22 protein-coding genes and 1 tRNA gene are annotated in these 25,346 nt (G+C 68.7%); 9 read left to right on the top strand and 14 right to left on the bottom strand.

The features are described from left to right. Position 1 precedes the first annotated feature (1 nt). Positions 2–1,270, bottom strand: a complete 1,269-nt coding sequence (locus ASPU41_RS02765) for a helix-turn-helix domain-containing protein (RefSeq protein WP_069949624.1) — start codon at positions 1,268–1,270, stop codon at positions 2–4. 129 nt (positions 1,271–1,399) lie between these two features. Here ASPU41_RS02765 and ASPU41_RS02760 point away from each other — a divergent pair, with 129 nt between their 5' ends. Further along, positions 1,400–1,618 carry a hypothetical protein gene (locus ASPU41_RS02760; protein ID WP_069949623.1) on the top strand — a complete coding sequence of 73 codons (219 nt, stop codon included), beginning with the start codon at positions 1,400–1,402 and terminating at the stop codon, positions 1,616–1,618. 172 nt (positions 1,619–1,790) lie between these two features. On the opposite strand, the gene ASPU41_RS02755 is transcribed toward ASPU41_RS02760, so the two are convergent. The 5 genes from ASPU41_RS02755 to ASPU41_RS02735 form a co-directional block, all read right to left on the bottom strand. Further along, a tRNA-Pro gene (locus tag ASPU41_RS02755) sits at positions 1,791–1,867 on the bottom strand. Positions 1,868–2,009: 142 nt separating this feature from the next. Continuing rightward, the gene (locus ASPU41_RS02750) at positions 2,010–3,839 is read right to left on the bottom strand and encodes an ABC transporter ATP-binding protein (RefSeq protein WP_069949622.1); all 1,830 of its coding nucleotides are present in this window, start codon (positions 3,837–3,839) and stop codon (positions 2,010–2,012) included. Further along, positions 3,836–5,668 carry an ABC transporter ATP-binding protein gene (locus tag ASPU41_RS02745; protein ID WP_069949621.1) on the bottom strand — a complete coding sequence of 611 codons (1,833 nt, stop codon included), beginning with the start codon at positions 5,666–5,668 and terminating at the stop codon, positions 3,836–3,838. Before ASPU41_RS02745 ends, ASPU41_RS02750 begins: the two co-directional genes overlap by 4 nt. Positions 5,669–5,854: 186 nt before the next feature. Beyond that, complete coding sequence (locus ASPU41_RS02740) at positions 5,855–6,802, bottom strand: metallophosphoesterase (RefSeq protein WP_069949620.1); 948 nt, start codon at positions 6,800–6,802, stop codon at positions 5,855–5,857. After that, entirely contained in the window at positions 6,799–9,081 is a 2,283-nt protein-coding gene (locus tag ASPU41_RS02735) for a transglycosylase domain-containing protein (protein ID WP_069949619.1), read from the bottom strand. Before ASPU41_RS02735 ends, ASPU41_RS02740 begins: the two co-directional genes overlap by 4 nt. A gap of 37 nt (positions 9,082–9,118) precedes the next feature. On the opposite strand from ASPU41_RS02735, the gene ASPU41_RS22485 reads away from it, so the two are divergent. The 3 genes from ASPU41_RS22485 to ASPU41_RS02725 are packed head-to-tail and all read left to right on the top strand — an operon-like array spanning position 9,119 to position 10,775. Next, positions 9,119–9,274: a DUF4177 domain-containing protein gene (locus tag ASPU41_RS22485; RefSeq protein ID WP_144671455.1), complete on the top strand. Its 156-nt coding sequence runs from the start codon at positions 9,119–9,121 to the stop codon at positions 9,272–9,274. 2 nt (positions 9,275–9,276) lie between these two features. Further along, the gene (locus ASPU41_RS02730; RefSeq protein WP_069949618.1) at positions 9,277–9,846 is read left to right on the top strand and encodes a RidA family protein; all 570 of its coding nucleotides are present in this window, start codon (positions 9,277–9,279) and stop codon (positions 9,844–9,846) included. 17 nt (positions 9,847–9,863) lie between these two features. Then, positions 9,864–10,775: an NUDIX hydrolase gene (locus ASPU41_RS02725; protein ID WP_069949617.1), complete on the top strand. Its 912-nt coding sequence runs from the start codon at positions 9,864–9,866 to the stop codon at positions 10,773–10,775. Between the two features lie 340 nt (positions 10,776–11,115). On the opposite strand, the gene ASPU41_RS02720 is transcribed toward ASPU41_RS02725, so the two are convergent. Next, positions 11,116–11,793: a Crp/Fnr family transcriptional regulator gene (locus ASPU41_RS02720; RefSeq protein WP_011693220.1), complete on the bottom strand. Its 678-nt coding sequence runs from the start codon at positions 11,791–11,793 to the stop codon at positions 11,116–11,118. A gap of 205 nt (positions 11,794–11,998) precedes the next feature. Here ASPU41_RS02720 and ASPU41_RS02715 point away from each other — a divergent pair, with 205 nt between their 5' ends. After that, complete coding sequence (locus tag ASPU41_RS02715; protein ID WP_069949616.1) at positions 11,999–13,183, top strand: MarP family serine protease; 1,185 nt, start codon at positions 11,999–12,001, stop codon at positions 13,181–13,183. A gap of 49 nt (positions 13,184–13,232) precedes the next feature. On the opposite strand, the gene ASPU41_RS02710 is transcribed toward ASPU41_RS02715, so the two are convergent. Continuing rightward, positions 13,233–14,300: a DUF2332 domain-containing protein gene (locus tag ASPU41_RS02710; protein ID WP_069949615.1), complete on the bottom strand. Its 1,068-nt coding sequence runs from the start codon at positions 14,298–14,300 to the stop codon at positions 13,233–13,235. 2 nt (positions 14,301–14,302) lie between these two features. Next, positions 14,303–14,776 (bottom strand): type II 3-dehydroquinate dehydratase, encoded by a 474-nt coding sequence (aroQ, locus tag ASPU41_RS02705; RefSeq protein ID WP_069949614.1) that lies wholly within the window; start codon positions 14,774–14,776, stop codon positions 14,303–14,305. A gap of 187 nt (positions 14,777–14,963) precedes the next feature. Here aroQ and ASPU41_RS02700 point away from each other — a divergent pair, with 187 nt between their 5' ends. Continuing rightward, positions 14,964–15,941 carry an SMP-30/gluconolactonase/LRE family protein gene (locus ASPU41_RS02700; protein ID WP_069949613.1) on the top strand — a complete coding sequence of 326 codons (978 nt, stop codon included), beginning with the start codon at positions 14,964–14,966 and terminating at the stop codon, positions 15,939–15,941. Between the two features lie 14 nt (positions 15,942–15,955). Here ASPU41_RS02700 and ASPU41_RS02695 read toward each other — a convergent pair whose 3' ends face one another. Genes ASPU41_RS02695 through acs form a run of 3 tightly spaced genes read right to left on the bottom strand, consistent with a single transcriptional unit; the run spans position 15,956 to position 19,684 of the window. Further along, positions 15,956–16,372: an SRPBCC family protein gene (locus ASPU41_RS02695; protein WP_069949612.1), complete on the bottom strand. Its 417-nt coding sequence runs from the start codon at positions 16,370–16,372 to the stop codon at positions 15,956–15,958. Beyond that, a complete protein-coding gene (locus ASPU41_RS02690) occupies positions 16,369–17,610 on the bottom strand; it encodes a flavin monoamine oxidase family protein (RefSeq protein WP_069949611.1) in 1,242 nt (413 codons plus the stop codon). The genes ASPU41_RS02695 and ASPU41_RS02690 overlap by 4 nt, the downstream gene beginning before the upstream one ends. A 43-nt stretch (positions 17,611–17,653) precedes the next feature. Next, positions 17,654–19,684, bottom strand: coding sequence for an acetate--CoA ligase (gene acs / locus ASPU41_RS02685; RefSeq protein WP_069952429.1), 2,031 nt, complete (start codon positions 19,682–19,684; stop codon positions 17,654–17,656). A gap of 407 nt (positions 19,685–20,091) precedes the next feature. On the opposite strand from acs, the gene ASPU41_RS02680 reads away from it, so the two are divergent. The 3 genes from ASPU41_RS02680 to ASPU41_RS02670 all read left to right on the top strand — a co-directional run bounded on the left by ASPU41_RS02680 (position 20,092) and on the right by ASPU41_RS02670 (position 23,074). Then, entirely contained in the window at positions 20,092–21,495 is a 1,404-nt protein-coding gene (locus ASPU41_RS02680; protein ID WP_069949610.1) for a hypothetical protein, read from the top strand. A 113-nt stretch (positions 21,496–21,608) separates the two neighbouring features. Next, positions 21,609–22,379, top strand: a complete 771-nt coding sequence (nth, locus tag ASPU41_RS02675; RefSeq protein WP_069952428.1) for an endonuclease III — start codon at positions 21,609–21,611, stop codon at positions 22,377–22,379. Beyond that, complete coding sequence (locus ASPU41_RS02670; protein ID WP_069949609.1) at positions 22,376–23,074, top strand: NUDIX hydrolase; 699 nt, start codon at positions 22,376–22,378, stop codon at positions 23,072–23,074. The genes nth and ASPU41_RS02670 overlap by 4 nt, the downstream gene beginning before the upstream one ends. Positions 23,075–23,127: 53 nt before the next feature. Here ASPU41_RS02670 and ASPU41_RS02665 read toward each other — a convergent pair whose 3' ends face one another. Then, positions 23,128–23,361, bottom strand: a complete 234-nt coding sequence (locus ASPU41_RS02665) for a YegP family protein (RefSeq protein WP_069949608.1) — start codon at positions 23,359–23,361, stop codon at positions 23,128–23,130. A gap of 141 nt (positions 23,362–23,502) precedes the next feature. Then, positions 23,503–25,224: a bifunctional 3'-5' exonuclease/DNA polymerase gene (locus ASPU41_RS02660; RefSeq protein WP_069949607.1), complete on the bottom strand. Its 1,722-nt coding sequence runs from the start codon at positions 25,222–25,224 to the stop codon at positions 23,503–23,505. Between the last annotated feature and the right edge of the window lie 122 nt (positions 25,225–25,346).

Below are 25,346 nucleotides of genomic sequence, written 5' to 3'. Positions count from 1 at the left end.
CCTAGGTCCCGGATGAGGCCGCGGCCTGGGCGCGGCGCTGCGCCAGCCGGATTTCCAGCACGGCGTCCATCGCTTGCTGGACCCGGTCCGAGGCGCCGGCCGCGCTGAATTCCTTCTGGGCCTCCTCGAGGTAGACGAGGGCCTCGTCGGATTCGCCGGCGGCCTTGAGCGCCTTGCCGAGCAGCAGCGAAACCTCTCCGGCAGTGTGCTTGGCCAGTACGTCCTTGTCGGCGTGGATCTCGCGCAGCTTCTGGACCGCGGCCACAATGTCCCCGGTGAGGTAGAGCCAGCGGGCTCGGATGAACGCCACTTCGAGCTGATCCGTCTTGTTGCCGCCGACGATGGAGAGCGCCAGTTCGGCGCGTTCGATCGAGGTAAGTGTCTCCGGCTCGACGATCCCGGAAGACAGGCGGACGGCGGCGGAGGCTTTGTTGAACCGCGCCCAGAGGTCAATGTCGTTCGCGGGGGAGAGCAGTTGCGACGCCCGCTCGTGGTACTTGATGCCCTCCTGGTAGTCATGGCGCATGAAAGCCACGTTGCCGATCACCCAGGCGACCTCGCCGGCGAGCTGGGTCATGGAATGGTCATCCATGTGCTCGTTCATGGCCTGGCAGTACTCCCAGGCCTCATCCAGCCGGCCGCTTTCGGCCAGCGCGCCGATCAGGGCGCGCAGCGCGCCAATAATCAGGGTGGAGCCCTTGGGCAGCTCGGCGCAGAGCCGCACCGCTTCCTGCGCGTGTTCGACGGCGGCGGTCAGCTGCCCTTGTCCCTGTGAGGCTGCGGCGAGCATCTGCCGCGCCCTGACCCCAAGGCCGGCCGACTCGGCGGCCATCGGGTGGTCCAGGAGACGCTGGACGATGTCCTTGCACTCCTGCCACAGGCCCTGTTTGATCAGGCATTCTGCCTGCATGTAGCTCATGTTCCACCAGGCGCTGGTGTTTTTGGCCTCGAGGGCGATTTGCGCAGCCGCCGCGGCGTGCGTCGCGGCCAGCGGGTAGTCGCGCAGGTCCCAGGCCTGGCGGGCGTACAGGCCGGCAAGGACGTATTCGGCGTCGCTGACCGACACCGGCTGGCTCCAGGCTTCCAGCGCCTTGGGGGCCAGTTCCAGCCGCCGGGCCAGCTCTTCGATCACATCCGCGGTCGGTTCCCGGCGTCCGGTCTCCAGCAGGGAGATGTAGCTGGGGGAGTACAGATCCCGGCCCAGCTCCGCCTGCGTCAGGCCGCGTTCCAGCCGTTCCGCTCGGAGTTTTTCCCCGAATCCGTTCCCCACGGATGCCTCCTAATTCCGGACATTATTTATACTAAATGCTTGACAGTACCTGTGGAAAACATTTTACAATGTGTGTCAACAAGGGTAGTGCTGACTTGGTAAGGACCCCGACTCATATTGAGGAACTCTATGTTGAAGAAGATTGCAGCCGGCGCCGTCCTGGCGGGCGCACTCGCATTTGCAGCTGCGGCCCCGGCCGTTCTGTCCGCTAGTTCCATCGTTAACGAGGCCGGATTCACCGCTGTTGGCAACTGGCCGGATCCCATGAATGCGCCTCAGGCCGTGGGTAACTGGCCCGACCCGATGACTTACTCAACCAATGTCGGCAACTGGCCCGATCCGATGTAACGAAGAGAAGCCTGGCTTCACAGCCTCGGGACACGGTTCGAACCGTGTCCCGGGGCTGTTTTTTGTTGACCGCGGCGAAGGCCGCCCGGATGACCGGGTCATCGGCCCGAACGCGGAAAAGTCCCGTCACGCAAAGAAGAGGGCCTTCCAGATGGAAGACCCTCTTCTTGGTTGGTCGGGATGACAGGATTTGAACCTGCGACCTCGTCGTCCCGAACGACGCGCGCTACCAAGCTGCGCCACATCCCGATCCGTTGCTTCAAAAGCAACTTCACAAGAGTATCCGATCGGGGGCCCGGATGCGAAATCGGGCTGACGGAGTCCCCGCAACACAAACCCTCACCGGACCCCGGGGAGCCTCCGGCACCGAACCGCACGGCCCAACGAGGGCTCAGACCAGCGAATCCTGCCAGGCCCCGTGCAGCTGCGCGAAGCGGCCGCCGCCGCCGATCAGCTGCTCCGGGGTGCCGTCCTCGACGACCCGCCCGTCGAGGATCACGAGGACCCGGTCGGCAGTCTCCACCGTTGAAAGGCGGTGCGCGATGATGAGGGCGGTCCGGCCGGTGGCGGTGCCGGTCCCCTGCAGCAGCCCGGCGAGGCCGGCCTGCACGAGCCGCTCGGACGGGATGTCCAGCGAGGACGTGGCCTCGTCCAGGATCAGCACGGCGGGCCGGGCCAGGAAGGCCCGGGCGAAGCTGATCAGCTGGCGCTGCCCCGCGGAGACGCGGCCGCCGCGTTTGTTGACGTCGGTGTCGTAGCCTTCCGGGAGCTGCCGGATGAAATCGTCCGCGCCCACGGCCCTGGCGGCCGCCTCGATCTCCTCCCGGGGCGCCTCGGGCCGACCCAGGGCGATGTTGTCCGCCACGGAGCCGCTGAACAGGAAGGCCTCCTGGGTGACCATCACGACGTTCCGGCGCAGATCCGCCGTCGCAAGCTCCCGCAGGTCCACGCCGTCGAGCGTCAGGGAGCCGGCGGAAACGTCGTAGAAGCGGGCGATCAGCTTGGCGAAGGTGGATTTGCCGGCGCCGGTCTGGCCCACCAGCGCCACGGTCTGGCCGGCGGGGATGTGCAGGTCCATCGTGGGGATGATGACGGGGCCGTCGCCGTAGCGGAATTCCACTCCCTTGAAGTCGATGGTCCCCCTGGCATCGAGCAGGGCCACCGGGTTCTTGGGCGGCCGGACGGTGGGGACCTCCTCCAGCAGGCCGGAAACCTTCTCCAGCGCCGCCTGGGCGCTTTGGAAGGAGTTGTAGAACATGGCCATCTGGTCCACCGGCTGGAAGAAACGCTTGGTGGACAGGATCAGGGCCAGCAGCACACCGACGGCGAGCTCGCCGTCGAGCACCCGGAAGCCGCCGAAGAGCAGGACGACGGCGACGCAGACGTTGCCGATCAGCACCAGCCCGGGCTGGAAGATGCCGTTGAGGTTGATGGAGCGGACCGTGACCTTGCGGTAGTCCTCGGAGAGTTCGGCGTAGCGTGCGGCGTTTTCGCGTTCCTTCCGGAACGCCTTGACCGCGCGGATGCCGGTCATGGTTTCCACAAAGTGCACGATCAGCCGGGCCGAGACGACGCGCGATTCGCGGAACGCGATCTGGGAGTGCTTCTGGTACCAGCGGGCCAGGAAGAACATCGGCACGCCGGCGGCCAGCACCAGGAGCCCGCTGCGCCAGTCCAGGGCAAACACCGTCGCGGCCGTGAACACCATAAACAGCATCCCCGAGGCCAGCGAGCTGATCCCTGAGTCCAGGAGTTCGCGCAGCGCCTCCAGGTCCGAGGTCTGCCGGGCAATGATGCGCCCCGAGGTGTACTTTTCGTGGAATTCCAGGCTGAGCCGCTGGGTGTGCCGGAAGACCCGGACGCGCAGGTCCAGCAGCATCGCCTGGCTCAGCCTCGCCGTCGAGGTCACGTACAGGGCGGTCAGGCAGGCCGTCGCGACGGCCGCGGCGAGGTAGGCGGCGCCGGTGAGCAGCAGCGGGAGGTTGTCGCCCGCGCGCAGGGCCGGCAGGGCCCGGTCGATGCCGAACGCGATCAGCGCGGGCCCGGCGACGCGTGCCGCCTGGGACAGCACGACCGCGGCGATGGTCAGCCAGAACCGCCGGCGGACCGGGCGGATGAGCGAACCGAGCAGGGACAGCGAGCGGCGCCTGACGGTCTTGCTCTCGCTCTTGGACAGGTGCGCGTTGTCCTCGTTCGCGGTGCCGAAGGTTGCGCTGCTCATCGGGAAATCTCCTCGGCGCCGAGGCCGGACAGTTCGGAGTCGAGCAGATCGGAGTCCAGGTCCCGCGGTTCCGGGTCGAGGCTGGCGATCACGTGGCGGTAATGGCGGTTCTCCGCGAGCAGTTCGGTGTGCGTCCCGACGGCGGTGATCCGGCCGTCCTCCAGCAGGGCCACCCGGTCCGCCATCGCCACGGTGGACGGCCGGTGGGCCACAATCAGCGTCGTGGTGTCGGAGAGCACCTCCCGCAGCCGGGTCTCGACCAGTTCCTCGGTGTGGACGTCAAGGGCGGAAAGCGGATCGTCCAGGACCAGGACCCTGGGCCGGGCGGCGATGGCGCGGGCCAGGGCGATGCGCTGCCGCTGGCCGCCGGAAAGGCTGAGCCCCTCGTCTCCGATCAGGGTGTCCAGGCCCTCCGGCAGGGAGTAGGCGAAGTGGGCCTGGGCGACGTCGAGCGCCTCCTCCAGCGCCTCCTCGAAGCGCCCGGCCGGCAGGCTGGAAGGGGCGCCGAGCATGACGTTGTCGCGGACCGAGCTGGAGAACAAGGTGGTGTCCTCAAACGCGACGGCGACGACCGTGCGGAGCTCCTCAACGCTGAACTCGCGCAGGTCCACCCCGTCGATGGTGATGGCACCGCCGGTGACCTCGTAGAGCCTGGGAACCAGCTGCAGCAGCGCGCTCTTGCCGCTGCCGGTGATTCCCACCAGGGCCATGGTCTCGCCGGGTCTGATGTCCAGGCTGATGTCCTTGAGGATCGGGTTGTCCGGGGCGTCCTCGTAGGCGAACGTGGCGTCCTTGAAGCTGAGGGCGCCTTTCAGTTCGGCAGGGCGGCGGGGATGCTCCGGGCTGGTGATGGTGTTCGCCGAGTCCATCACCTCGAAGTGCCGGTCGACAGCGGACTTCGCGGTGAGGGCCATGGCCAGGAGCATGCCGGAGAACTCGACCGGGGTGGCGATCACGGCGGCGGTGGCGAAGAAGGCCACGAGGGCGCCGATGCTCAGCTCGCCGGCGGAGGCCAGCAGGATGCCGACGACAAGTCCGGCACCGAGGGCCAGCTCGGGCAGCAGGGTAACAACCAGGCTGAAGGTGGCCAGGTGCTTGGCCTTGGCGATCTCCGTCCGGCGGAGCTCCTCGGCCTGTTCATTGAAGTTCTCCAGCGCCTCGCGGCTGCGGCCGAACGCCTTGAGCACCCGGATCCCGTGCACGGATTCCTCGACCGTGGTGGCAAGGTCACCGGCCTGGTCCTGGCTGCGGCGGGCCACCTTGCTGAAGCGGGTGCGGAAGCGGAAGCCATAGATCATGATGGGCACCGCGGCGGCCAGGAAGATCAGCGCCAGCTGCCAGCTCATGGAGAACATGACCACGACGCCGATCACCACGGTCAGGGTGGTGACCACGAGCATGATGGCGCCGAAGGCCATCCAGCGGCGCAGGAAGTTCAGATCCGTCATGGCGCGGGAGAGCAGCTGCCCGGAGCCCCAGCGGTCGTGGAAGGAGACCGTCAGATCCTGCAGATGGCCGTACAGGGAAACCCGCATCCGGGTCTCGACCGTGGTGGCGGGGTTGATCACGAACTGCCGGCGCAGCGCCACGAGGCCGGCTTCGGTGATGCCGAGGCCCAGGATGAGCAGGGAGGCGATCCAGACCGCGTCCGTGCTGCCGCCGGGCTGGAGTGACTCGTTCACCAGCACCCGCAGCACCTGGGGGATGGCCAGGGCCACGACGCTGGCGAACAGGGCGCAGAGCAGGCCCAGGACAAGCCGCGGAATGATCGGCTTGATGTGGGGATAGAGACGGCTGATGGAGGAAAAAAATGAGGTCTGCTGGGCCATGTCTGCTTCTTCAAAGGCACGTGCGAATATCTAACGCAACTGGATGTAGTTTCCTGTAGCAACTACCCTAGGCCATCGCCGGCGCGCGGGACATGCCCATTCCCGGGCGCGGCGAGCGGACATAAGCCCGATATGCCCACCCGCGGAGCCCGGGGGAGGGCATGTCCAGCGGGGCGGGCAGCGGGATCAGGAACGCGCAGTGAGCGTGAGCAGCACGGCCTCGGGCTTGCAGGCGATCCGGACCGGGGCGAAGCGCGAGGTGCCAATGCCCCCGGAGACGTTGACCGGCGTCGTGTGTCCCTTGCTGTCCCAGTCGTGCAGGCCCTTGGCGCGCCAGGTCGGCAGGTCGCAGTTGGCCACCAGGGCACCGAAGCCCGGGACGCAGATCTGGCCGCCGTGGGTGTGCCCGGCGAGCAGCAGGTCGGCGTCGTCCTCGGTGAAATGGTCCAGGACGCGCTGGTACGGGGCATGGATAACGGCGACGCGGAGGTGCGGCCTGCTGTCCTGGCCCTTGGTGCCCCGGGGCCAGCCGGCGTACCGTTCGAGGCCCAGGTGCGGATCGTCGACGCCGGAGAAGTCCACGCGCAGGCCCCTGATGATCAGCGACTGGCAGCGGTTGGTCAGGTCCACCCAGCCGCCCATGCCGAAGGCGGCGCGGAGTCGCGGCCAGTCCAGCGGGGCAGGGTCCTTGGGCTTGCCGGACGGCCCCAGGAAGTACGACGCCGGATTCTTCAGCCGCGGGGCGAAGTAGTCGTTCGAGCCGGGGACGAAGACGCCGGGGAACTTCATCAGCGGGCGCAGCGACTCCAGCAGGGGTTCCACGGCTTTGACGTGGCTGAGGTTGTCGCCGGTGTTGACCACCAGGTCCGGTTCCAGTTCCGCGAGCGAGGACAGCCAGGCGGCCTTCCGCTGCTGGCCGGGCACGAAGTGGATGTCGCTCAGGTGCAGCACCCGGATCGGGCCGAAGCCGGGCGGGAGGATCGGCAGGGTCTCTTCGCGCAGGACGAACTGGTTCTTCTCCCACAGACCGTATCCGGTGGCGGCGGCACCCGCCACGGCACCGGCGGCGGCGGTTACGGCGAGGCCGCGCCCGATGCTCCGGGCGCGGCCTGCCAGCGAGTCAAGCCCGGTCACGGGCTGGGCTTGTCGCCGTTGCCGGGCTTGGTTTCCGACGGAGCCGGTGCCGGATCAATGGGTGCCGGACTGGACGGAGCCGGCGTCGACTGCGTCGACGGCTTGGGTGCCGGCGAGGGGGCCGGACCGGTCACCAGGTTCGATGGCGGGGCCGTGAACGGGTTGGTGCCGTAGCCCGGGGCCACCTGGGTCATGTAGTTGGAGAACTGCGGGCCCGCGATCATGTAGCCGTCAATGGCCTTGTAGAACTGGCCGTTGAGCGTCAGGTTGCGTCCCGGCCGGTCCTGGCCGCCCAGCGCGTCGCCAAACCAGGACGCCGTTGCCAGGCCGCTGGTGTAGCCGACCACCCAGGTGGAGTTGTTGGGGTCGTTGGTGCCGGTCTTGGCCGCGATCGGGAAGCTGGTCCGGGTGGAGATCCGCGGCTTGATCAGCGAGCCGGAGCCTCGGTTGAGGACTTCCTGCAGCGCGAAGCTCACGCCGCGGGCAACTTCGGGTTTGATCGCATCGCGGCAGCTCGTGGCCTGGGCCGGCAGCTGGGCCCCGCTCGCGTCAGTCACGGACTCAATGGCAATCGGCTCGCAGTACTTGCCGTCGTTCGCGAAGGTGGCGAACGCGCTGGCCGTGGTCAGCGGCGAGGTCTGGGTCGCGCCGATCAGGTTGGACAGGCGCGTCATGGGAACGGGGTCGTTGGTCTGGCCCGCGTGGATTCCCGCGGCGTCGACGATCTTCTGGATACCGCACAGGTCCACCCCCGCCGCCGTGGCGAATGTCATGGTGTTGATGGAGTTCGCCAGGCCGTCGACGACGCTCATGTTCTTGTAATAGCCCTCTTCGGCGTTCTGCAGGTCATCGGCCGCGCCGAGCCGCTTTTCCGCCGTGTTGTAGGCGCCGTCCACCGGGGTGGGGCAGGTGTTCTTCCACTTGAAATTCAGCGGGTACCGGCGCACGGAACCGTTGAGGACGGTGTTCATGGACTTGCCCTCGTTGAGCCATGCGGCGAAGGTGAACGGCTTCATCGTGGAGCCGGGCTGGAAGCCGCCGAGCCCGCCGAGGTCGTTGCCCTGGGAATCCTTCATGTCGACGTTGAAGTTGATGACGTTGTTGAACTTTCCTTCGGCCTCCAGGAACTGGGTGTTCTGGGCCATCGAGACGATCTTGCCCGAGCCCGGCTGCACGGAGACCAGCGAGGCGCCCCACTTATCCGGGTTCTCCCCGGCGGAGGCCTCCACCTGGGCCTGGGCCACGGCCTGGGCCTTCGGGTCCAGCGTGGTCTTGATGGTCAGGCCGCCGCGGAACACCTTGCGCTCGCGTTCCTTCGCGTCGGCGCCGTAGGACGGGTTGTTGAGCAGCAGGTGCAGCACGTAGTCGCAGAAGTACGGGGCCGACGCCGAATAGGCGCATCCCTGGCGGGCCGGCGTGACCTTGGTTTCCACCGGGGTGGCCACGGCGGCGTCGTAGGCGGCCTGCTGGATCTTGCCCTGGGTCAGCATGGACTGGAGCACCAGGTCGCGGCGGACCTTTGCATTCTCCGGATTGTTGATCGGGTCGAAGTAGGACGGGCTGTTGACCAGGCCGGCCAGCAGCGCGGCCTGCGGCAGCGTCAGGTCCTTGGCGGTGGTGCTGAAGAAGAACTTGGAGGCGGCCTCGATGCCGTAGGCGTCACGGTTGAAGAACACGATGTTGAGGTAGCCCTCGAGGATCTGTTCCTTGGTGAATTTCTTCTCCAGGGCGATGGCGAGTTTCATTTCCCGCAGCTTGTCCCCGACGCCCTTGTTCACGCCGTTCAGGAGGACCTCGTCGCCCTTGCCCTCGGCCTCGAGGGAGGAGTTGATGACGTTGTTCACGTACTGCTGGGTGATGGTCGAGGCACCCTGCCTGTTGCCGCGGGCCGTGCTGACGAGGGCACGCATGATGCCGGTGGTGTCCACGCCGCCGTGCTCGTAGAAGCGGCTGTCCTCAATGGCGATGACGGCGTCCTTGACGAACGGCGACATCTGTTCGAGCGGAACCCGGGTGCGGTTCTCCGCGAAGAGGTTGGCGATCACACTGCCGTCGGAGGCCAGGATCGACGTCGACTGGCTCGGCGGGTCCACCTGCAGTTCAGCCGGGAGGGTCTCGAAGAACTTGATCGAGCCGCTGGCCGAGCTGCCGGTGACGGCGGCCGCAGGGACCAGCAGTCCCGCCACCAGGACGCCGCAAATGGCGCTCACGCCCAGGAAAAGAAGAATCTTTCCGAGGGTGGTGGCCGTGTCAAATAAAGGGTTCTTACCAGTCGCCATGTTTTCCACTTTACCGGCAAGGACTAGGCTTTAGCTCATGACCAAATGGGAGTACGCCACGATTCCGCTCATTATCCACGCCACAAAGCAGATTTTGGACCAGTGGGGTGACGACGGCTGGGAGCTTGTCCAGGTTGTCCCCGGGCCCGAAGGAAACGGCCTGGTTGCCTACCTGAAGCGGGAGAAGCAGTAGCCATGAGCACCCCAGCATCGGCCGTTCCGGGCGCCTCCGCGGTGTCCGGAGCGCCGGCCCACAGCAGCGCCGGAACGGGCGCGTCGTCCGCCGTCGAACAGCGCCTCGCCGAGCTTGGCCTGACCCTGCCGGAGGTTGCCATCCCGGTTGCCGCCTACGTCCCTGCCGTGATCTCCGGAAACCACGTCTACACCTCCGGCCAGCTGCCGTTCATCAACGGCAAGCTCGAAGCGACGGGCAAGGTGTCCTCCGGCACCGAGGGCGCCTCGGACGAGGCCACCGTCTCGCCGGAAGCGGCCAAGCAGTACGCCGCCGTCTGCGCCGTCAACGCCCTGGCCGCCGTGAAAAGCGTTATCGGTGACCTTGACCGCATCACGCGGATCGTCAAGGTTGTCGGCTTCGTCTCCTCCGACCCGTCCTTCACCGGCCAGCCCGGTGTCATCAACGGCGCGTCCGAACTGCTCGGCAAGGTGCTCGGCGACGCCGGCCAGCACGCACGCTCCGCCGTCGGCGTTGCGGTGCTTCCGCTCGACTCCCCAGTTGAAGTCGAACTGATCGCCGAATTCGCCTAGAAGGGCCGGTCAGCTCCTTGCCTCAGTTAGCCCGTCGCCTGTTTGCCCTTCCCCCGGATCTTGGGGGGGCGGCGCGCAGCTGGATGGAACACGGCGAGCGGACGCCCCGCGCGCCCCGCTTCGCGTCCTCGGTGGTGCTGCTGCGTGACTCGCCCACGGGCCTGGAGACCTGGCTGGGATACCGGCCCGGCTCGTCACCGCTGGGCGTTCTCGCCTTTCCGGGCGGCTCGCTGGAGGCGTCCGACGACGACGCCGTCGGCTGGCTGGGCCCCTCGCCGCAGTACTGGGCCGAGCACATGGGGACCCCCGACGTCGGACTGGCGCGCCGCCATGTGGTGGGTGCCATCCGTGAACTGTTCGAGGAAACCGGCATCCTCCTGGCCGGGCCGGACCTGTCCACCACCGTGGAGGGGACTTCCTCGGCGGAATGGATGCGGGCCCGGGTGGCCGTGGCGGAGCAGGAGAAGTCCTTCACCGATGTGCTCGCCAAGCGCGGGCTCTCGGTGCGGACCGACCTGCTCAAGCCCCTGGTCAACTGGCTCAGCCCGGACTTCGCGCACCGCCGCTTCAACACCCGCTACTTCGCGGCCACCGTGCCGATGAACCAGCAGCCCTCCTTGCTGGCCAGCAAGGGAGTATGGGGCCGCTGGGTCTGTGCCCGCAAGGTCATCGAGGAGCGGAACACCACCGCGCTCGGCGACGAGGTGGGCCAGGAAAACACGCTCGGGCGCACGCTGGGCCAGCTCCTGGTTCCCGGTTCGGAGATCATGCTCGAGAAGATGGCCGCGGCCAACGGCTGCATCGCCTACCTGAGCTACAAGCGCAAGGCCCACGTCTACCAGCCGACGCTTGTCGAGGAAGACGGCCAGCTGATGCTCGAGGTCGAGGCGGCCAAGACCGTCGCCGGTGAACCCCAGCGCGAACGCTGACACGCCGGGGCGTGTATGCCTGGACCACGCTCCACGACTGGACATGTCCCGTGCTCACCCCGCTCTTATGGCTGGACATGTTCCGTGCTGGCCCGGGCCAGTGGACATGCTGGCATTGTGCCCGCCCGTGGACGCGGGGACCGGACATGTCCCGTGCTTACCCCGCTCTTATGGCTGGACATGTTCCGTGCTGGCCCGGGCCAGTGGACATGCTGGCATTGTGCCCGCCCGTGGACGCGGGGACTGGACATGTCCCAGGGGCAGGGGAGACCGGGAGGCTTAAACACCGAGGGCCGGCACCGTTTCCACGGGCCGGCCTTCGGTTTGCTGGCAGACGGGTCTAGCGCGAGCGCTGCCGGAGGCGCTGCATGTCGAGGATGACGACGGCGCGGGCCTCCAGGCGCAGCCAGCCGCGCTGCACGAATTCGGCGAGGGCCTTGTTGACGGTTTCGCGGGATGCTCCGACCAGCTGGGCCAGTTCTTCCTGGGTGAGCTCGTGGGCCACCAGGACGCCGTCGGTCGCGGGACGGCCGAAGCGGTCCGCCAGGTCCAGCAGCGCCTTGGCCACTCGGCCCGGGACATCGGAGAAGACTAGGTCGGAGAGGGAATCGTTGGTGCGGCGCAGGCGGCGGGCCAGGGCCTGCAGCAGCTGCGCCGAAACCTCCGGGCGGGTGCGCAGCAGGGCGTTGAGGCTCTCGTTCTTCAGCCCGGCCAGACGCGTTTCCGAGACGGCCGTTGCCGTGGCGGTACGCGGGCTCGGATCGAACAGCGCCATTTCGCCGAACAGCTCGCCCGGGCCGAGGATGGCGAGCAGTGACTCCCGGCCGTCCGGGGACGTGCGTCCGAGCTTAACCTTGCCGGAGACGATGAAGTAGAGCTGGTCGCCCTGGTCGCCTTCCCGGAATACCGAGGCTCCGCGTGAGAGGTCCACCTCGGTGAGTTCGTCCGTCAGCAGACGGAACGCCTCGTCGTCGAGCGTGGCAAAAAGGGGGGCGCGGCGCAATACCTCGATATCCATGAAATCTCCTGTCTAAACTGTGTCGGCTGGGGCGCTTCAGCCATTGTTTCAGAATTTTGGAGCTTCTGTGACGTACTTGGCACCGAAACGCCCCAAACGTCGTGCCCGGGCGAGGATGCGCCCTGCCTCCGGCCGCCGGCCGCGCTCGGGAAACTGTCAGCGGGCGCCGGTAGAATTGGGGCTTACCTGCCTATAAGGAGCATTGGTGTTCGGCTTGACGATCTTGGACCTTGTGTTGATTCTGACCCTGCTGTCCTACCTGCTCCATGGCCTGCGCAACGGCTTCCTGGTCACCGTCGGCGGCATCGCCGGGTTCGCGGCAGGCGCCGTGGCCGCCTTTGTGTCCGTCCCCATTGTCAGCGGCCTGGTGGAGGACAGCGGCTGGCGCCTCACGGCGATCATCGCCACCGCAGTGCTGCTGATGGTCCTGGGGCACGGGCTGGGCACCGCAATCGGACACAGGATCCGCAGCGTCGTCAGGATCAGGCCGCTCCGGTCCGTGGACCGCCTGGCCGGCGGGGGCGTCAACGTGGTCGTGGCCGCCCTGGTGATGTCGATGCTGTCCTTCAGCATCGGTGCACTCGGCGTTCCCTTCGTCTCCCAGCCGCTCGCCGAGTCCAAGGTGATCCGCTTCATCGACGGGGTGACCCCCGTACCGCTGAAATCATCGATGGCCCAGCTGCGGTCCGCCGTGATCGGCGAGGGCATCCCCACCCTGTTCGAGGGAATCGGAGAGGCCCCTCCGGTGACCGTCCCGGATGCCAGCACCGACACCCCCGCCCTGAACACCGCCGCGGCTTCGGTCCTGAAGATCGCCGGCACCGCCTACCAGTGCGGACAGAACCAGACCGGAACCGGATTCGTGGTTTCGCCCGGCCGGGTCGTGACGAACGCCCACGTGGTCGCCGGCGTGCCCGAACCGGTCGTGGAGATCCCCGGCGGCGGCGCCCTGCCCGGGCGCGTGGTGTATTTCGACAGCCAGCATGACCTCGCCGTCGTGGCCGTGGACGGTCTCCGCTCCGCGCCGCTGCCGCTCAGCGCCGAACTGCCCGCCGGCAGCCCGGCCGCGTTTGCCGGCTACCCGCACGGCGGCCCGTTCCAGTCCAAACCCGCCACCGTGCAGGACATTACGACGGTGCTGGTCCCGGACATCTACGGCAACAACCCCGAGCCGGAGGACGTGTACCGGATCGCCGGGGACGTCCAGCCGGGCAACTCGGGCGGCCCGCTGCTGACCACCGACGGCCGGGTCGCCGGAGTGATCTTCGCCAAGGCCACCGAAGAATCCTCCCTGGGTTACGCCATCACCATGACCGATCTGGGACCGGTGGCCGCCCAGGCGCCGGGCCTCGGCAGCGCGGTCTCCCCGGGCCAGTGCATCCAGAAATAGCAGCGCCTGCGGAACCGCCCCGGCCCCTCCGGCACAGCAGAAGCGCCCGCTAGAGCCATTCCAGGCTCTGGCCGTGCGGGCCGGCGATCGCGGCGGGCCGGCCATTGTGCAGCAGCAGGAAACGGCCGCGGAGCCGGGACTCGTCCATTTCGGGGACCACGCTGGAGCCATCCGCCTGGATGATCACCGTGTGCCCTTCGTTGGAAAGCCAGTGGCAGCCGCGTTCGGCGGCGAGCCGCGACATGGTGCCGCGGAACCGGTCCCGGGCCGCGGCATCGAGATAGGCCATGACCGCGCTGTGGAAGACCACCAGCGTGGCCTCGGCCGGCGCCTGCGCGGCCAGGGCGGGGAGCCGGTCGTTGAGGTCCCCGGCCACCAGGAGCGGCGGGTCGTCGCGGGCAATCGCGATCGCCCGGCGCAGCCGCTCTCGGCGGAACTCCTGCTCCGGCCAGATGAGCGCTTCGAGCCAGGCGACGTCGTCGGGGTTCCGGACATCGAGCGGGTTAAGGTCGATCCCCGCCCGCCACACCACCTGCGGGAGTTCCGCCGGGAACGGAACCGGGCCGGTGACGGTGCAGCCCAGGACAGGGTAAGTGCCGGGGGCGGCGCCGGCCGGGGCCAGCCGCGTGACCCCGGCTCCGGCGCCGTACTCATAGCCGTAGCGGTCCGGGAAAAGGGCGAGCCCGGCTGAGGCCCCCACCTCCAGGAGCGCCAGCGGGCGCCCGCCGGCGGCTGCGATCTGCGCCAGGGACGGCAGCAGCGTGGCGCAGCGCCCGGCTTCGTTGGTCTGGGTGGCGCGGGTGAGCACGATCCGCGAGATGTCCTCCCAGCGGGAGTCCAGGAACCCCCGGAAGGCCGGGTAGGAGCTGATCCGCGCGCCAAGGAAGCGGGCGGCCGCGAGCATCAGCAGGGGCTGGCGTTTGTTGTACGGCCACTCGGTGATCCGCCGGATCAGTTCCGGGTCATCCGCGATACCGACCGACCATTGCGCGTAACACGCGGAATTTCCCGGCGCGTCCACGGTGCCGAAGTGCCGGTACCACTCGGCGGTGGCCGATTCGCCGCCGCCGGGACCGGGCTCACCGGGACCGCCCCCGCCGGGAGCATCGGAGGACATGCTCAGTCCCGGCGGGCCTGCAGCCCGGCAAGATACTCGACGGCGAACCGGTAGCCCAGGATCCCCGCGCCGGCAATCACGGCCTTGCTGATGTCCGAGAGGTACGAATGGTGCCGGAACTCCTCGCGGGCATGGACATTGGTGATGTGGACCTCGACGGCGGGCAGCTGCACCGCGGAGATGGCGTCCCGGATGGCGACCGAGGTGTGCGTGTACGCGCCGGCGTTGATGACGATGCCGAGGGCCTTGCCGCGGGCGGCGTGGATGGCGTCCACGAGGGCCCCCTCGTGGTTGGACTGGAAGCACTCGACGTCGAGTCCGTGCGCCGCGCCGGTGTCCTTGGCGAGCTGTTCGACGTCGGCCAGGGTGGCGGTGCCGTATTTCTCGGGTTCGCGGGTGCCGAGCAGGTTCAGGTTGGGTCCGTTAAGGACCAGGATGGTGCCGCGGCGGGCGCCGTCGGGGGTGGCTTCGCTCATGCCTGCCAATGTATCGCGTTGCGTTCCCGGCTGCCGCCCCGGCCGCGGAACCGGCCCGCAAATGACAGCCCGAGGGCCGCCGGCCGGCTCTGGCACGCACCGGCCCGCCTGCTTAAACTGGAAGGACCATCGTGCGGAGCTCCCGTACTGGTCAGCCCGCGCGGAAAGCCCGATCTCGGAGCACATCATGCGCAACATCCAGGCAGGAAAATCAATCCGCCGGCTCGCCGTATGCATTCTCGCCGGCGCGGCGTTCCTCGTGCCGGCGCCGCCGGCCACCGCCTCCGGCGCGGACAGCGATGACCGGTCCTCGGTCATCAGGCTCCCCGGCGCCACCGGTGCCGAAGGCATCGCCGCAGGGGAGGGAAGTACGTTTTTCGCCGGCGACCGGCTCAACGGCAACATCTTCCGGGGAGATATCGACAAAGGCACGGCAAGACTGTTCATCACGGCGCCCGAAGGCCGGGCAGCCCTGGGCATGAAGGTCGACCGGGACAACGACCTTCTCTTCGTCGCCGGCGGGGCCACCGGCCAGGCCTACGTCTATGACCTGGAGACGAAGGAAACCGTGAAGGTCTACGAGCTGGCTCCGGCCGGTGCCAGCTTCATCAACGACGTCACCCTGACCCGCGACGGCGCGTGGTTCACCAACTCCCGCGCCGGTGAACTCTACCGGATCCCGGTCGGCCGCGACGGGAAACCCGGAGACGCCCGGACTCTGGCCCTCGACGCCCCTGCCGGCACCGTGGACGAGGGGTTCAACCTCAACGGGATCGCCGCCGCCGACGACGGGGACACGCTGGTCGTCGCCCACTCCGGACGCGGGGCCCTTTACACCGTGGACCCGGACGACGGGTCGAACAAATTGATCAAGGTCACTGACTCCTCCGGCGCCCCGGTCACCGTGGCGAACGCCGACGGGATCGTCATCCGTGACGACACCCTCTGGGCCGTGCAGAACTTCCTGAACCAGGTCAGCAGGATCGACCTGAACGGGTCGCTGGCCAAGGGCGAGGTGGAGGAGGTCATCACCAGCAAGGACTTCGACATCCCGACGACGGCGGCCCTGTTCGGCGATACCCTCGCCCTGGTCAACGGGAAATTCACCACCCCCGCAGCAACCAACTTCGAGGCGGTCCTCGTCAGGGCCTGCTCCGGCGACTGAGCCCGGGCTGACAGTTACGGAGCGGGCGGCGGCATGGGTCCCTGACGTGTCGCGAGCCGCTCGATCCGACGAAGCGCCAGGGCGCACACCGGAAGGTAGACGGGCGCCCACCAGGGGACGGTGAAGGTGACGAGGCAGCCGCCCTCCTGCGGAATGACCTGGTGGCCGGTGGCCGGGAACCCCGCCACGGACCAGGACCAGTACCGTCCGGGCTCAAAGGCTGTCACGGTGTAGGGCAGTGACGCGCCCAGGACCGTGCGGACCTTGCCGCGGCTGCCGAGCGCGAGCCCTCCGGCCGCGAGAGCTCCGGCCGTGGCCGGCTCGACGCCGGTGATCGACGGCCCCCAGGCCGGCCACTTCGCGGTATCGGTGAGCAGGGCCCAGACGTCCGCCACGGGCGCGGCGACCCGGCGCGAGACGGAGAAGGTCACCCGGGTCGTCCGAGGACAGCGAGTGCGGCACGGTGGCCGCTGACGAGGGCGCCGTTAATGGAAGCGGCCTCCCGGTGATCGCCGCAGATGATCAGCCCGGAAGGGCCCTCCAGCGGCTGCAGGGAGCGCAGCGGCGGCGGCTGCAGGGGCAGGGCATGCGGGACCTCATGCCTCGCCACCAGCTCCCAGCCGGCCGTGGATGAGCTGAAAAGCTCCGCGGCGTGGCGGCGGACGTCGTCCTCAGTCGGCACCGGCCGGCCCGGGCCCAACAGCGCGGATGCCTGGATCAGGTGCCGCCCGGCGGGGGCGTAGCTCGGCGCCGCGTTGGAAATGACGGCAGCATTGACCAGCGGCCCGCCCGCAGGGGCGCGGCCGTCGACGTGGAGCATGTCCGCCCCGCTGGGCGCCTCGTCGGCAGCGAACCAGTGCGTCAGGACCCCCTTCATCGCCGGCACGTCGCTGCCGGACAGCTCGGCGGAGTGGACCGGATCGGCGGCGAGGACGACGTGGCGGGCCCGGATCCTGGACTCCCCGGCGGCGACCAGGGCCGCGCCGCCATCCGGAGTGATCGACGCCACCCGGGTCGAGGTTCGGACCGGGGTGGTGAGCTGCTCCGCCAGCTGCCGGGGGAGGGCCTGCATACCGTCGCGCGGCAATCCCGGCACCCCGGTCGCAAAGACCCGCACAAGCTGCAGCGCGAATTCGTTGGAAGTGCTTCCCTCGTCCTCCAGCAGGACTCCGGCGAGGAACTGGTCCACGACCCTGCGGAGTTCGCCGGAGCATCCGGCCCGGTCCAGGGCGTCCCGCAGCGGACAGTCGCTGCCGGGATGCCGCCGGGGTCCGGCAAACGCCGGGGTGGCCCAGCGCAGCAGCCCCGCGACAGACCGGAGATCAAGCAGTCCGCTGCGCAGGGTCCGCAGGATCAGGCCGGGCTCGCGCACGGGGTGGGCGAGGACCGCGAGGGAGTCCCGCCTTCGGACCCGGAGGCCGGCGCCGAAGGTCTGCAGTGCCAGGGCCTCGACGTCGACCCACCGCCGGACCGCGGGGTAGGCGGGATTGAGCACCTGAAACCCGCGGTCCACGAGGAAGCCGTCGATCCGGTCGGTCCGTATCCTGCCTCCGACGTCGTCGGAGGCTTCCCAGACCAGCACCTCGCGCCCGGCGGCCTGCAGGTCCCGGGCGCACTGCAACCCGGCCAGGCCGGCGCCGACCACCAGCACGTCACACGCATCCGTCATCGCGGCAACGTTCTGCCTTGGACGGCCCGGCCCGGGTCCGTGCTCACTTCCTCAGCGAGTGCGCGATCTGGGCCATGACGGTGTTGTCGGCCAGGGTGGTGGCGTCGCCGACTTCGCGTCCTTCCGCGACGTCCTTGAGCAGCCGGCGCATGATCTTGCCCGAGCGGGTCTTGGGCAGTTCGGGCACCACCAGGATGGTCTTGGGCTTGGCGATCGGCCCGATCTCCTTGCTGACGTGGTTCCGGAGTTCCTGCACGATCGCGTCTCCGGTGTCCACGGCGTCCCCGCGCAGGATCACGAAGGCGACGACCGACTGGCCGGTGGTCTCGTCCGCGGCGCCCACGACGGCGGCCTCGGCGACGGCGGGGTGGGACACCAGGGCGGATTCGATTTCGGCGGTGGAGAGGCGGTGGCCGGAAATGTTCATCACGTCATCGACCCGGCCGAGCAGCCAGATGTCGCCGTCCTCGTCCTTCTTGGCGCCGTCACCGGCGAAGTACATGGTCTCGAAGCGGGACCAGTAGGTTTCCTTGAACCGCTCCGGGTCGCCCCAGATGCCGCGCAGCATGGCCGGCCACGGCTCGCGGATCACGAGGTAGCCGCCGGAGCCGTTGGGCACGGACTCGCCGGCCTCGTCCACGACGTCCACGGCGATGCCGGGCAGCGGGACCTGGGCGGAGCCGGGCTTGGTGGCCGTCACCCCGGGCAGCGGGGCGATCATCTGCGCGCCGGTTTCGGTCTGCCACCAGGTGTCCACGATCGGCGCCGGGTGTTCCTTCCGCTCGCCGTTCTTGCCGGCGTTGCCGCCGATGACCTCGCGGTACCACATCCATGCTTCGGGGTTGATGGGTTCGCCGACGGAGCCCAGGACGCGGATCGAGGAGAGGTCCGACTTCGCGGGGATCTCCTTGCCCCACTTCATGAACGTCCGGATGGCGGTGGGGGCGGTGTAGAGGATGGAGACCTTGTACTTCTCCACGATCTCCCACCAGCGGCCCTGGTGCGGGGAATCCGGGGTGCCTTCATACATCACCTGGGTGGCGCCGTTGATGAGCGGGGCGTAGGCGACGTACGAGTGGCCGGTGATCCAGCCGACGTCGGCCGTGCACCAGTAGACGTCGGTTTCCGGTTTGAGGTCAAAGACGGCCTTGTGCGTGTAGGCGGTCTGGGTGAGGTAGCCGCCGGTGGTGTGCAGGATGCCCTTGGGCTTGCCGGTGGTGCCGGAGGTGTACAGGATGAAGAGCGGGTGCTCGGAGTCATGTCCGACGGCGGTGTGCTCGGCGGAGGCGGTCCCGACCGTGTCGTCCCACCAGTGGTCCCGGCCCTCGTGCCAGTCGACGTCCTGGCCGTTGCGCTTGACGACGACGACGTTCTCAACGGTGTGCCCGGAGCCGTCTCCCTCGTGGGCCAGCGCCTCGTCGACGGCGGGCTTGAGCGCGCTGGGCTTGCCGCGGCGGTAGGTGCCGTCCGCGGTGACGACGAGCTTGGCCTCGGCGTCATCGATCCGGGACCGGAGCGCCTCGGCGGAGAAGCCGCCGAAGACCACGGAGTGGATGGCGCCGATGCGGGCGCAGGCCAGCAGGGTGATGACGGCCTCGGGGATCATCGGCAGGTACACGGCCACCCGGTCGCCCTTGGCGACGCCGAGGGACTCGAAGGCGTTGGCGGCCTTCTTGACCTCGTCGGTGAGCTGGGCGTAGGTGTAGGTGCGGGTATCGCCCGGTTCGCCTTCGAAGTAGATGGCGACGCGGTCCCCGTGGCCGTTTTCGACGTGGCGGTCCAGCGCGTTGTAGGCCGCGTTGACCTCGCCTCCGACGAACCACTTCGCGAAGGGAGGGTTGGACCAGTCCAGGGCCTGGCTGAAGTCTTTGCTCCAGCTCAGCATTTCGCGGGCCTGCTTCGCCCAGAAGGCGGGCCGGTCGGCGTCGGCCTCGGCGTACTCTGCGGCGGTAACCACCGCGTTGGCGGCGAACTCGGGGGAAGGGGCGAACTTGCGGTTCTCCTGCGACAGGTTTTCGAAGGCATCGCGCTGGGGAGCCTGCGTCGTCGTGGAGCCGGGTGTCTGCTGGGACATGGTGAACCTCATCATTCATCGATCCGTGCTGCGGGGTGCGTCCGTTCCGCCGCAGCGCCGGGCCGCTTGCGCGTCGTCGGGCATCGGCTGGTCACGGACGTACCGCAAAGAGCTGTTCCGAAATACACACTAACGCCTGCGCGGCCTCCAACGTGTGCCCCGTCACACACCGAACCGTGAGCGGTGTTTGTTAAGCGACGAATGGTCGCAGGGGCGGCCGGCGCACGGAAACCGGGCTCCAGTCCGTGGCCCTGTCCCCGGCTTGTCAGCTAGTGATCGGCCAGCCACTTGACTAGGCTGAGATGAAGTTGTGACATCCGATGGAGGCGACGGGACCGCTCATGGCCCCTGCTCGTCCTGCCGTTAGACGGTGCTGTCCAGAGTGCCGCCATGCTAAGGAGAACCGAATGAACGAGCACGCAAACGGGCAGCTGAAGCCGTCCGCCCAAAGTCAGGGCAACGGCGGGGCGGACCGGTCTGCCGGCTACGGGGAAGCACCCCGTTTCACGGTGGACAAGGCAAACAGCAAGGCGGCCGGCAAGAAGAACGAGGCGGTCCTCGGGCCCTTCACCATCCGCGACCTCACTGTCTTCGGCTCGACGCTGATTCTCTTTGCTGCCTCGCTGATCCCGATGTTTGCCGTCCGCTACAACCTGTGGAACCTGGGCAGCCTGTTCTTCCTGGGCCTCGGGATCCTGCTGCCGGTGGTCGTTGCCGCCCTGTTCGTGGCGCGCCGGCTCAGCCCCGGGACGAAGATCCGGATCGGTTCCCTGTCGGTGGACCAGTTCGGCTCCGTGGTGGCGTCCTTCGCTGTCGCGTTCTTCTTCCTTGCCGTCGCGGGCGCCTACGTCCCCAGCATGTTGCTGGGCCTCGCCGGTGCCCTCGGGCTTCTCTCGGCCACCGTGCTGGGCCGCCTGATCCCCTTTTTCGCGGGTGATTTCCTGGACCGCGCAGAGGCCCCTGCCCACGTCGTGGCCCGCGAGGCGGCGGTCCCCGTCCGCAAGCCCCGCGCCCCCAAGGCGCCGGCGGAAGACAAGGACGAGCATGCGCCGAAGGCCGCCGGCACCAGCGTGGTCTCCGGCTGGGCGAAGCGGATGACCTCCGGCGGGAAGTCCGGCGCCGGGGCCCCGGCTGCCGGCGCAGCCTCAGCCTCAGCGGCGGGAGCAGCAGCGGGTGCCGCAGCCGGTGCCGCAGCTCGCCCCGCAGCGTCGACGCAGGCCGCCGCCAAAGCGCCGGCGCAGGCTGCCGCGCCCGCCCCGGTCGCCAGCTCCCCGGAAACCCGGGTCACGGGCCGCATGCCCGCCGCGTCCGCACCGGAGGCACCGTCGGCCGCCGAGCGGACCCAGGCGGCCGCCGTCGTGCCTCCTGCCGCGAACACCCCTGCTGCGAACACCCCTGCTGCGAACACTCCTGCCGCGAACACCCCAGCCGGCGTGACGGTTCCGGACGCGCAGGCCCGGGCCGCTGCGGCGGCTGAGGAAACCCGCGCCGCCGACATTCCGGCAGCCGCGGGTAACAGTGCCCCCACCACCGTGAACCCGCAGGTGCGCCATCAGGAGCCGATCGGCGCCACCGTTGACCCTGCAAGCCGCCCCGAGGAACACTCGGCCGAGCCTGTCTACGAGGCATTCTGGTTCGCCGTCGCCCAGCCGCGCACCGCCGTGGACGAGCACAGCGGCGCACCGGCCTTCGTGATCGAGCCCGGCGGCTGGGTGCTCGCCCTTGAGGACCGGGGACACGAGTTCCTGGTCCAGCACACCGACGGCCGCGTGGGCCTGCTCCGCGACCTCAGCAACATCGAACGCGGTTAGCCAGCCGCGTGGCCATCGAGTCCAGTAACCCAGTGCCCGGCGGCGCCACTCCCGGCACCAAGGGCGCGGGTCCCGGCACCCGAAGTCCCCGCCCGCGCGCGGCCGGGGAGACCCTGCTGGGCCTGAAACGGCGCGCCCGCCGGATCAACAAGGCGCTGGCGGAGCAGTATCCGTACGCGCACGCGGAACTCGATTTCCGCAGCCCCTTTGAACTTCTGGTGGCCACGGTGCTGTCGGCACAGACCACGGACGTGACGGTCAACCAGATCACGCCGCTGCTGTTCGCCCGCTACCCGGACGCGCGGAGCATGGCGGAGGCGGACCCGGCGGAGCTGGAGGCCATCATCAAGCCCACCGGATTCTTCCGCGCCAAGACCCGGAACCTGACGGCGCTGTGCAACCGGCTCGTGGATGAGTTCGACGGCGAGGTGCCGGGCCGTCTGGCCGACCTGGTGACGCTCCCCGGCGTCGGGCGGAAGACCGCGAACGTGGTGCTGGGCAACGCGTTCGGCATTCCCGGGATCACGGTGGATACGCACTTTGCCCGGCTCTCGAAGCGCTTTGGCTGGACGGAGTCCGATGACCCGGTCAAGATCGAGGCCGACGTCGCGGAACTGTTCGAGCCCAGGGACTGGACCCTGCTCTCGCACCGGGTGGTGTTCCACGGCAGGCGCGTGTGCCATTCCCGCAAACCGGCCTGCGGCGCCTGCGCCGTGGCGAACTGGTGCCCGAGCTACGGGATGGGGGAGACGGAGCCGGAGAAGGCGAAGAAGCTGCTGAAGTACGAACTGGCACCGGGGCAGGAGGAGCTGCTGTCGAAGCTCCTCGCAGAGACACACCGGGCAGCGGAAATCCGGATGGAATCCCAGCGGAGGCCGCTGTGACGGCCCGCCAGGACCTCATCGATCTGGTGGCCGCGGTGGAGGCCGGAACGGCGCCGCCGCCCGATCCGCGCTGGCGGGAAATCCCCGTCGAGTCCGGAGGGCGGATCCGCCGGGCGGCCGTGCTGATGCTTTTCGGCTCCCTCGATGATGTCCCGGCGACCTCGATCAAACTCCTGGCGCCGGCCGATCTGGATGTTCTGCTGCTGCAGCGCGCCCATACCCTGGATGACCATCCGGGCCAGGTCGCGTTCCCCGGCGGCGGCATCGACCCGGGCGAATCCGTCATCGGCGCCGCCCTGCGGGAAGCAGAAGAGGAAACCGGGCTGGATCCGGCCGGCGTCGAGGTCCTCGGCGTGATGCCGGAACTGGCACTTCCCCGCGGAAACTTCCTGGTGACGCCGGTTCTGGGCTGGTGGGCGTCGCAGTCACCCGTGCGGGTGGTGGACTTCGGCGAGTCCGCCCAGGTCTTCCGTGTTCCGGTCCGGGACCTGCTGGACCCGGACAACCGCGTGATGGCCACCGTGACCCGTGCGGGGCAGTCGTTCCAAAGCCCTGCCTTTACCGTCAATGACGTGGTGGTCTGGGGCTTCACCGGGATGATCCTGAGCCAGCTTTTCGACCAGCTGGGATGGGCGGTCCCCTGGGACCGCACCAGCCTGCTCAGCGTCGATACCTGGAGCCGGCTCGACGGCTGAGGCCGGGACCTCCGGGCCGCAGCCGCCGGCCCCGCGTGCGCCGCTGTAAGAACCTAGCTGGGGGCCTGCCTGGCTGCGGCCTTCTGGGGCGCGGCCTTGCCGCGGCCCTGGGACTTGTCGACGACCAGCCCGGTCGCTGCGTTCTCCCGCACGGCCTTGATGCCCGCGGCAGCGCCCTTGATGGTGTTGAACAGCGGTGAAACGGCGACCACTGTTCCGTCCGGCGCCGTCAGCTTGAAGAAGTACTTCTTCCCGCCGGCCTCGTCGATCTCAAAAATGCCAGCCAATATGCTGCCTCTCCGAAAATATGCGTCGTTGCATGGCCGGCGAAATGTCTGGTGAATGACCGGCCTTCTCGAGGGTAACTGCGGTCAGAAGCGGCGCACAACGCTACCGACGGGTACGTTACGGCCCGCGACCGGCGAGTGCTATTTGGCGTTGTCGTATGAGTCCACGACGGCGATACTCACCGGGAATTCCACCGGGATCCGGCCGAACAGGAGTTCCTTGGCGGCGTTCGCGGCTTCCTCGATGGCCCGGATTCCGTCGGGTACCGCTTCCTCGGGGCAGTGGACCATAACTTCGTCGTGCAGGAAGAAGACCAGTTCCCCCGCGGGGGTGCCGTCCGCGCGCAGGGCCCGCAGCCGGCGTCGCAGTTCTGCCAGCCAGCAGGCCGCCCAGTCGGCCGCGGATCCCTGCACCACGAAGTTGCGGGTGAACCGGCCGCGCGAGCGGGCGATCGAATCGGCCCGGCGCTGTTCCTCGGCGCTGCTCGACTGCTGGCTCTGCAGCCAGCGTTCGGACGGCGGCGGACTGCTGCGGCCCAGCCGTGACGTGACGGTCCGGCCGGCCTCGCCCTCGCGGGCTGCCTGTTCCACGAAGCCGACCGCCCGCGGATAGGTCCGGGTCAGCTGCGGCATCAGGCGCCCGGATTCGCCGGTCGTTGCCCCGTAGATGGCTCCGAGCAGTGCCACCTTTGCCTTCGCGCGGTCGCCGCCGAAACCCTGCGCCGCGATGCCGGCGTAGAGGTCCTTGTCGCGTGCGGCCTCGGCCATCTTGGAATCCTGCGCCAGTGCCACGAGCACCCGGGGCTCGAGCTGCGAGGCGTCGGCGACGATCAGCTTGTATCCCGGGTCGGCGTGCACGGCGCCACGGATCTGGCGCGGGATCTGCAGCGCCCCGCCGCCGCGGGAAGCCCAGCGGCCGGAGACCACACCGCCCACCACATATTCCGGCTGGAACCGGCCGTTTTTCACCCACGCATCCAGCCATACCCAGCCGTTGGCGGCGTGCAGGCGGGAGAGTTTCTTGAACGCCAGCAGCGGCTCGATCGCCGGATGGCTGGATTCCTTCAGCTCCCACTGCCGGGTGGTCTTCACTTCGATGCCGTTCCGGTGCAGGGCGCGCATGAGCTCCTGGGGTGAATCCGGATTCAGCGCCGGGGAATTCAGCAGCTGCCTCAGCTCGGCGGTGAGCGCCTCCAGTTTGGCCGGCCGGTGCCCCACTTGAGGCCGGGGGCCGAGATAGTCCGCGAGGATCTGCTCATGCAGTTCCTCACGCCAGGGCACCCCGGTGTGCTGCATTTCCGCCGCGATCATGGCGCCGGCGGACTCGGCTGCAAGCAGCAGCTGGAGCCGCTGCTTGCGGTTGTCCCCGTGGTGTTCGACGCCGGGCCCTCCCGCCTGGCTGAGCGCCTCCTGCTGGGCGGCGTATTCCGTGCGGAGGTCTTCGGGGCTGTGGCGGGGCTTTTTGCGGGTGCCGGGTTCGTCAAACAGCGCGCCCTGGTCGGCCGGCGGCGGTGGCGGCTGCAGCGCCCGCGGCGGCTGCAGCTCATCGTCCTGGGTCAGCTTCTCCGCGTTCTGCGCGTACGCGGTGTGGGCAGTGAACTCCGAATGCGCCAGGATCGCGCCGCACAAGGTCAGGTCATAGCAGCGTTCCAGCTCGACCCCGGCGACGAGCAGCGCGGGGTACCAGTCCTGGGCGCGGTGCCAGATCCAGCGCGGCCGCCGCTGTTCGAATTCACGCACGACGCCGGCCAGTTCGGCGGCGCCGACGATGCGCGGCACCGGTGTGGCCGGGTGCGGGGAGCCGTCCGCCGTGAGTTCCTGGAGGGCTGCGCCGTCGGCGTGGGCGGCGAGCAGCAGGTACATAGCGTCAATTCTGCCCTGCGGGGCGGAGTTCCTTGTTCACCTGGCCTGCCCATGGTCCTGGCCGCCGGCTTGTCCACATACCGGCGGGCGTGGGTTACGGCGGGTTCCCGGGACGGGAAGAG

Source organism: Arthrobacter sp. U41 (assembly GCF_001750145.1).
Classification (GTDB): Bacteria; Actinomycetota; Actinomycetes; order Actinomycetales; family Micrococcaceae; genus Arthrobacter.
The sequence above is the reverse complement of the archived record's forward strand: the minus strand, read 5'-3'. Positions and strand labels throughout refer to the sequence as shown.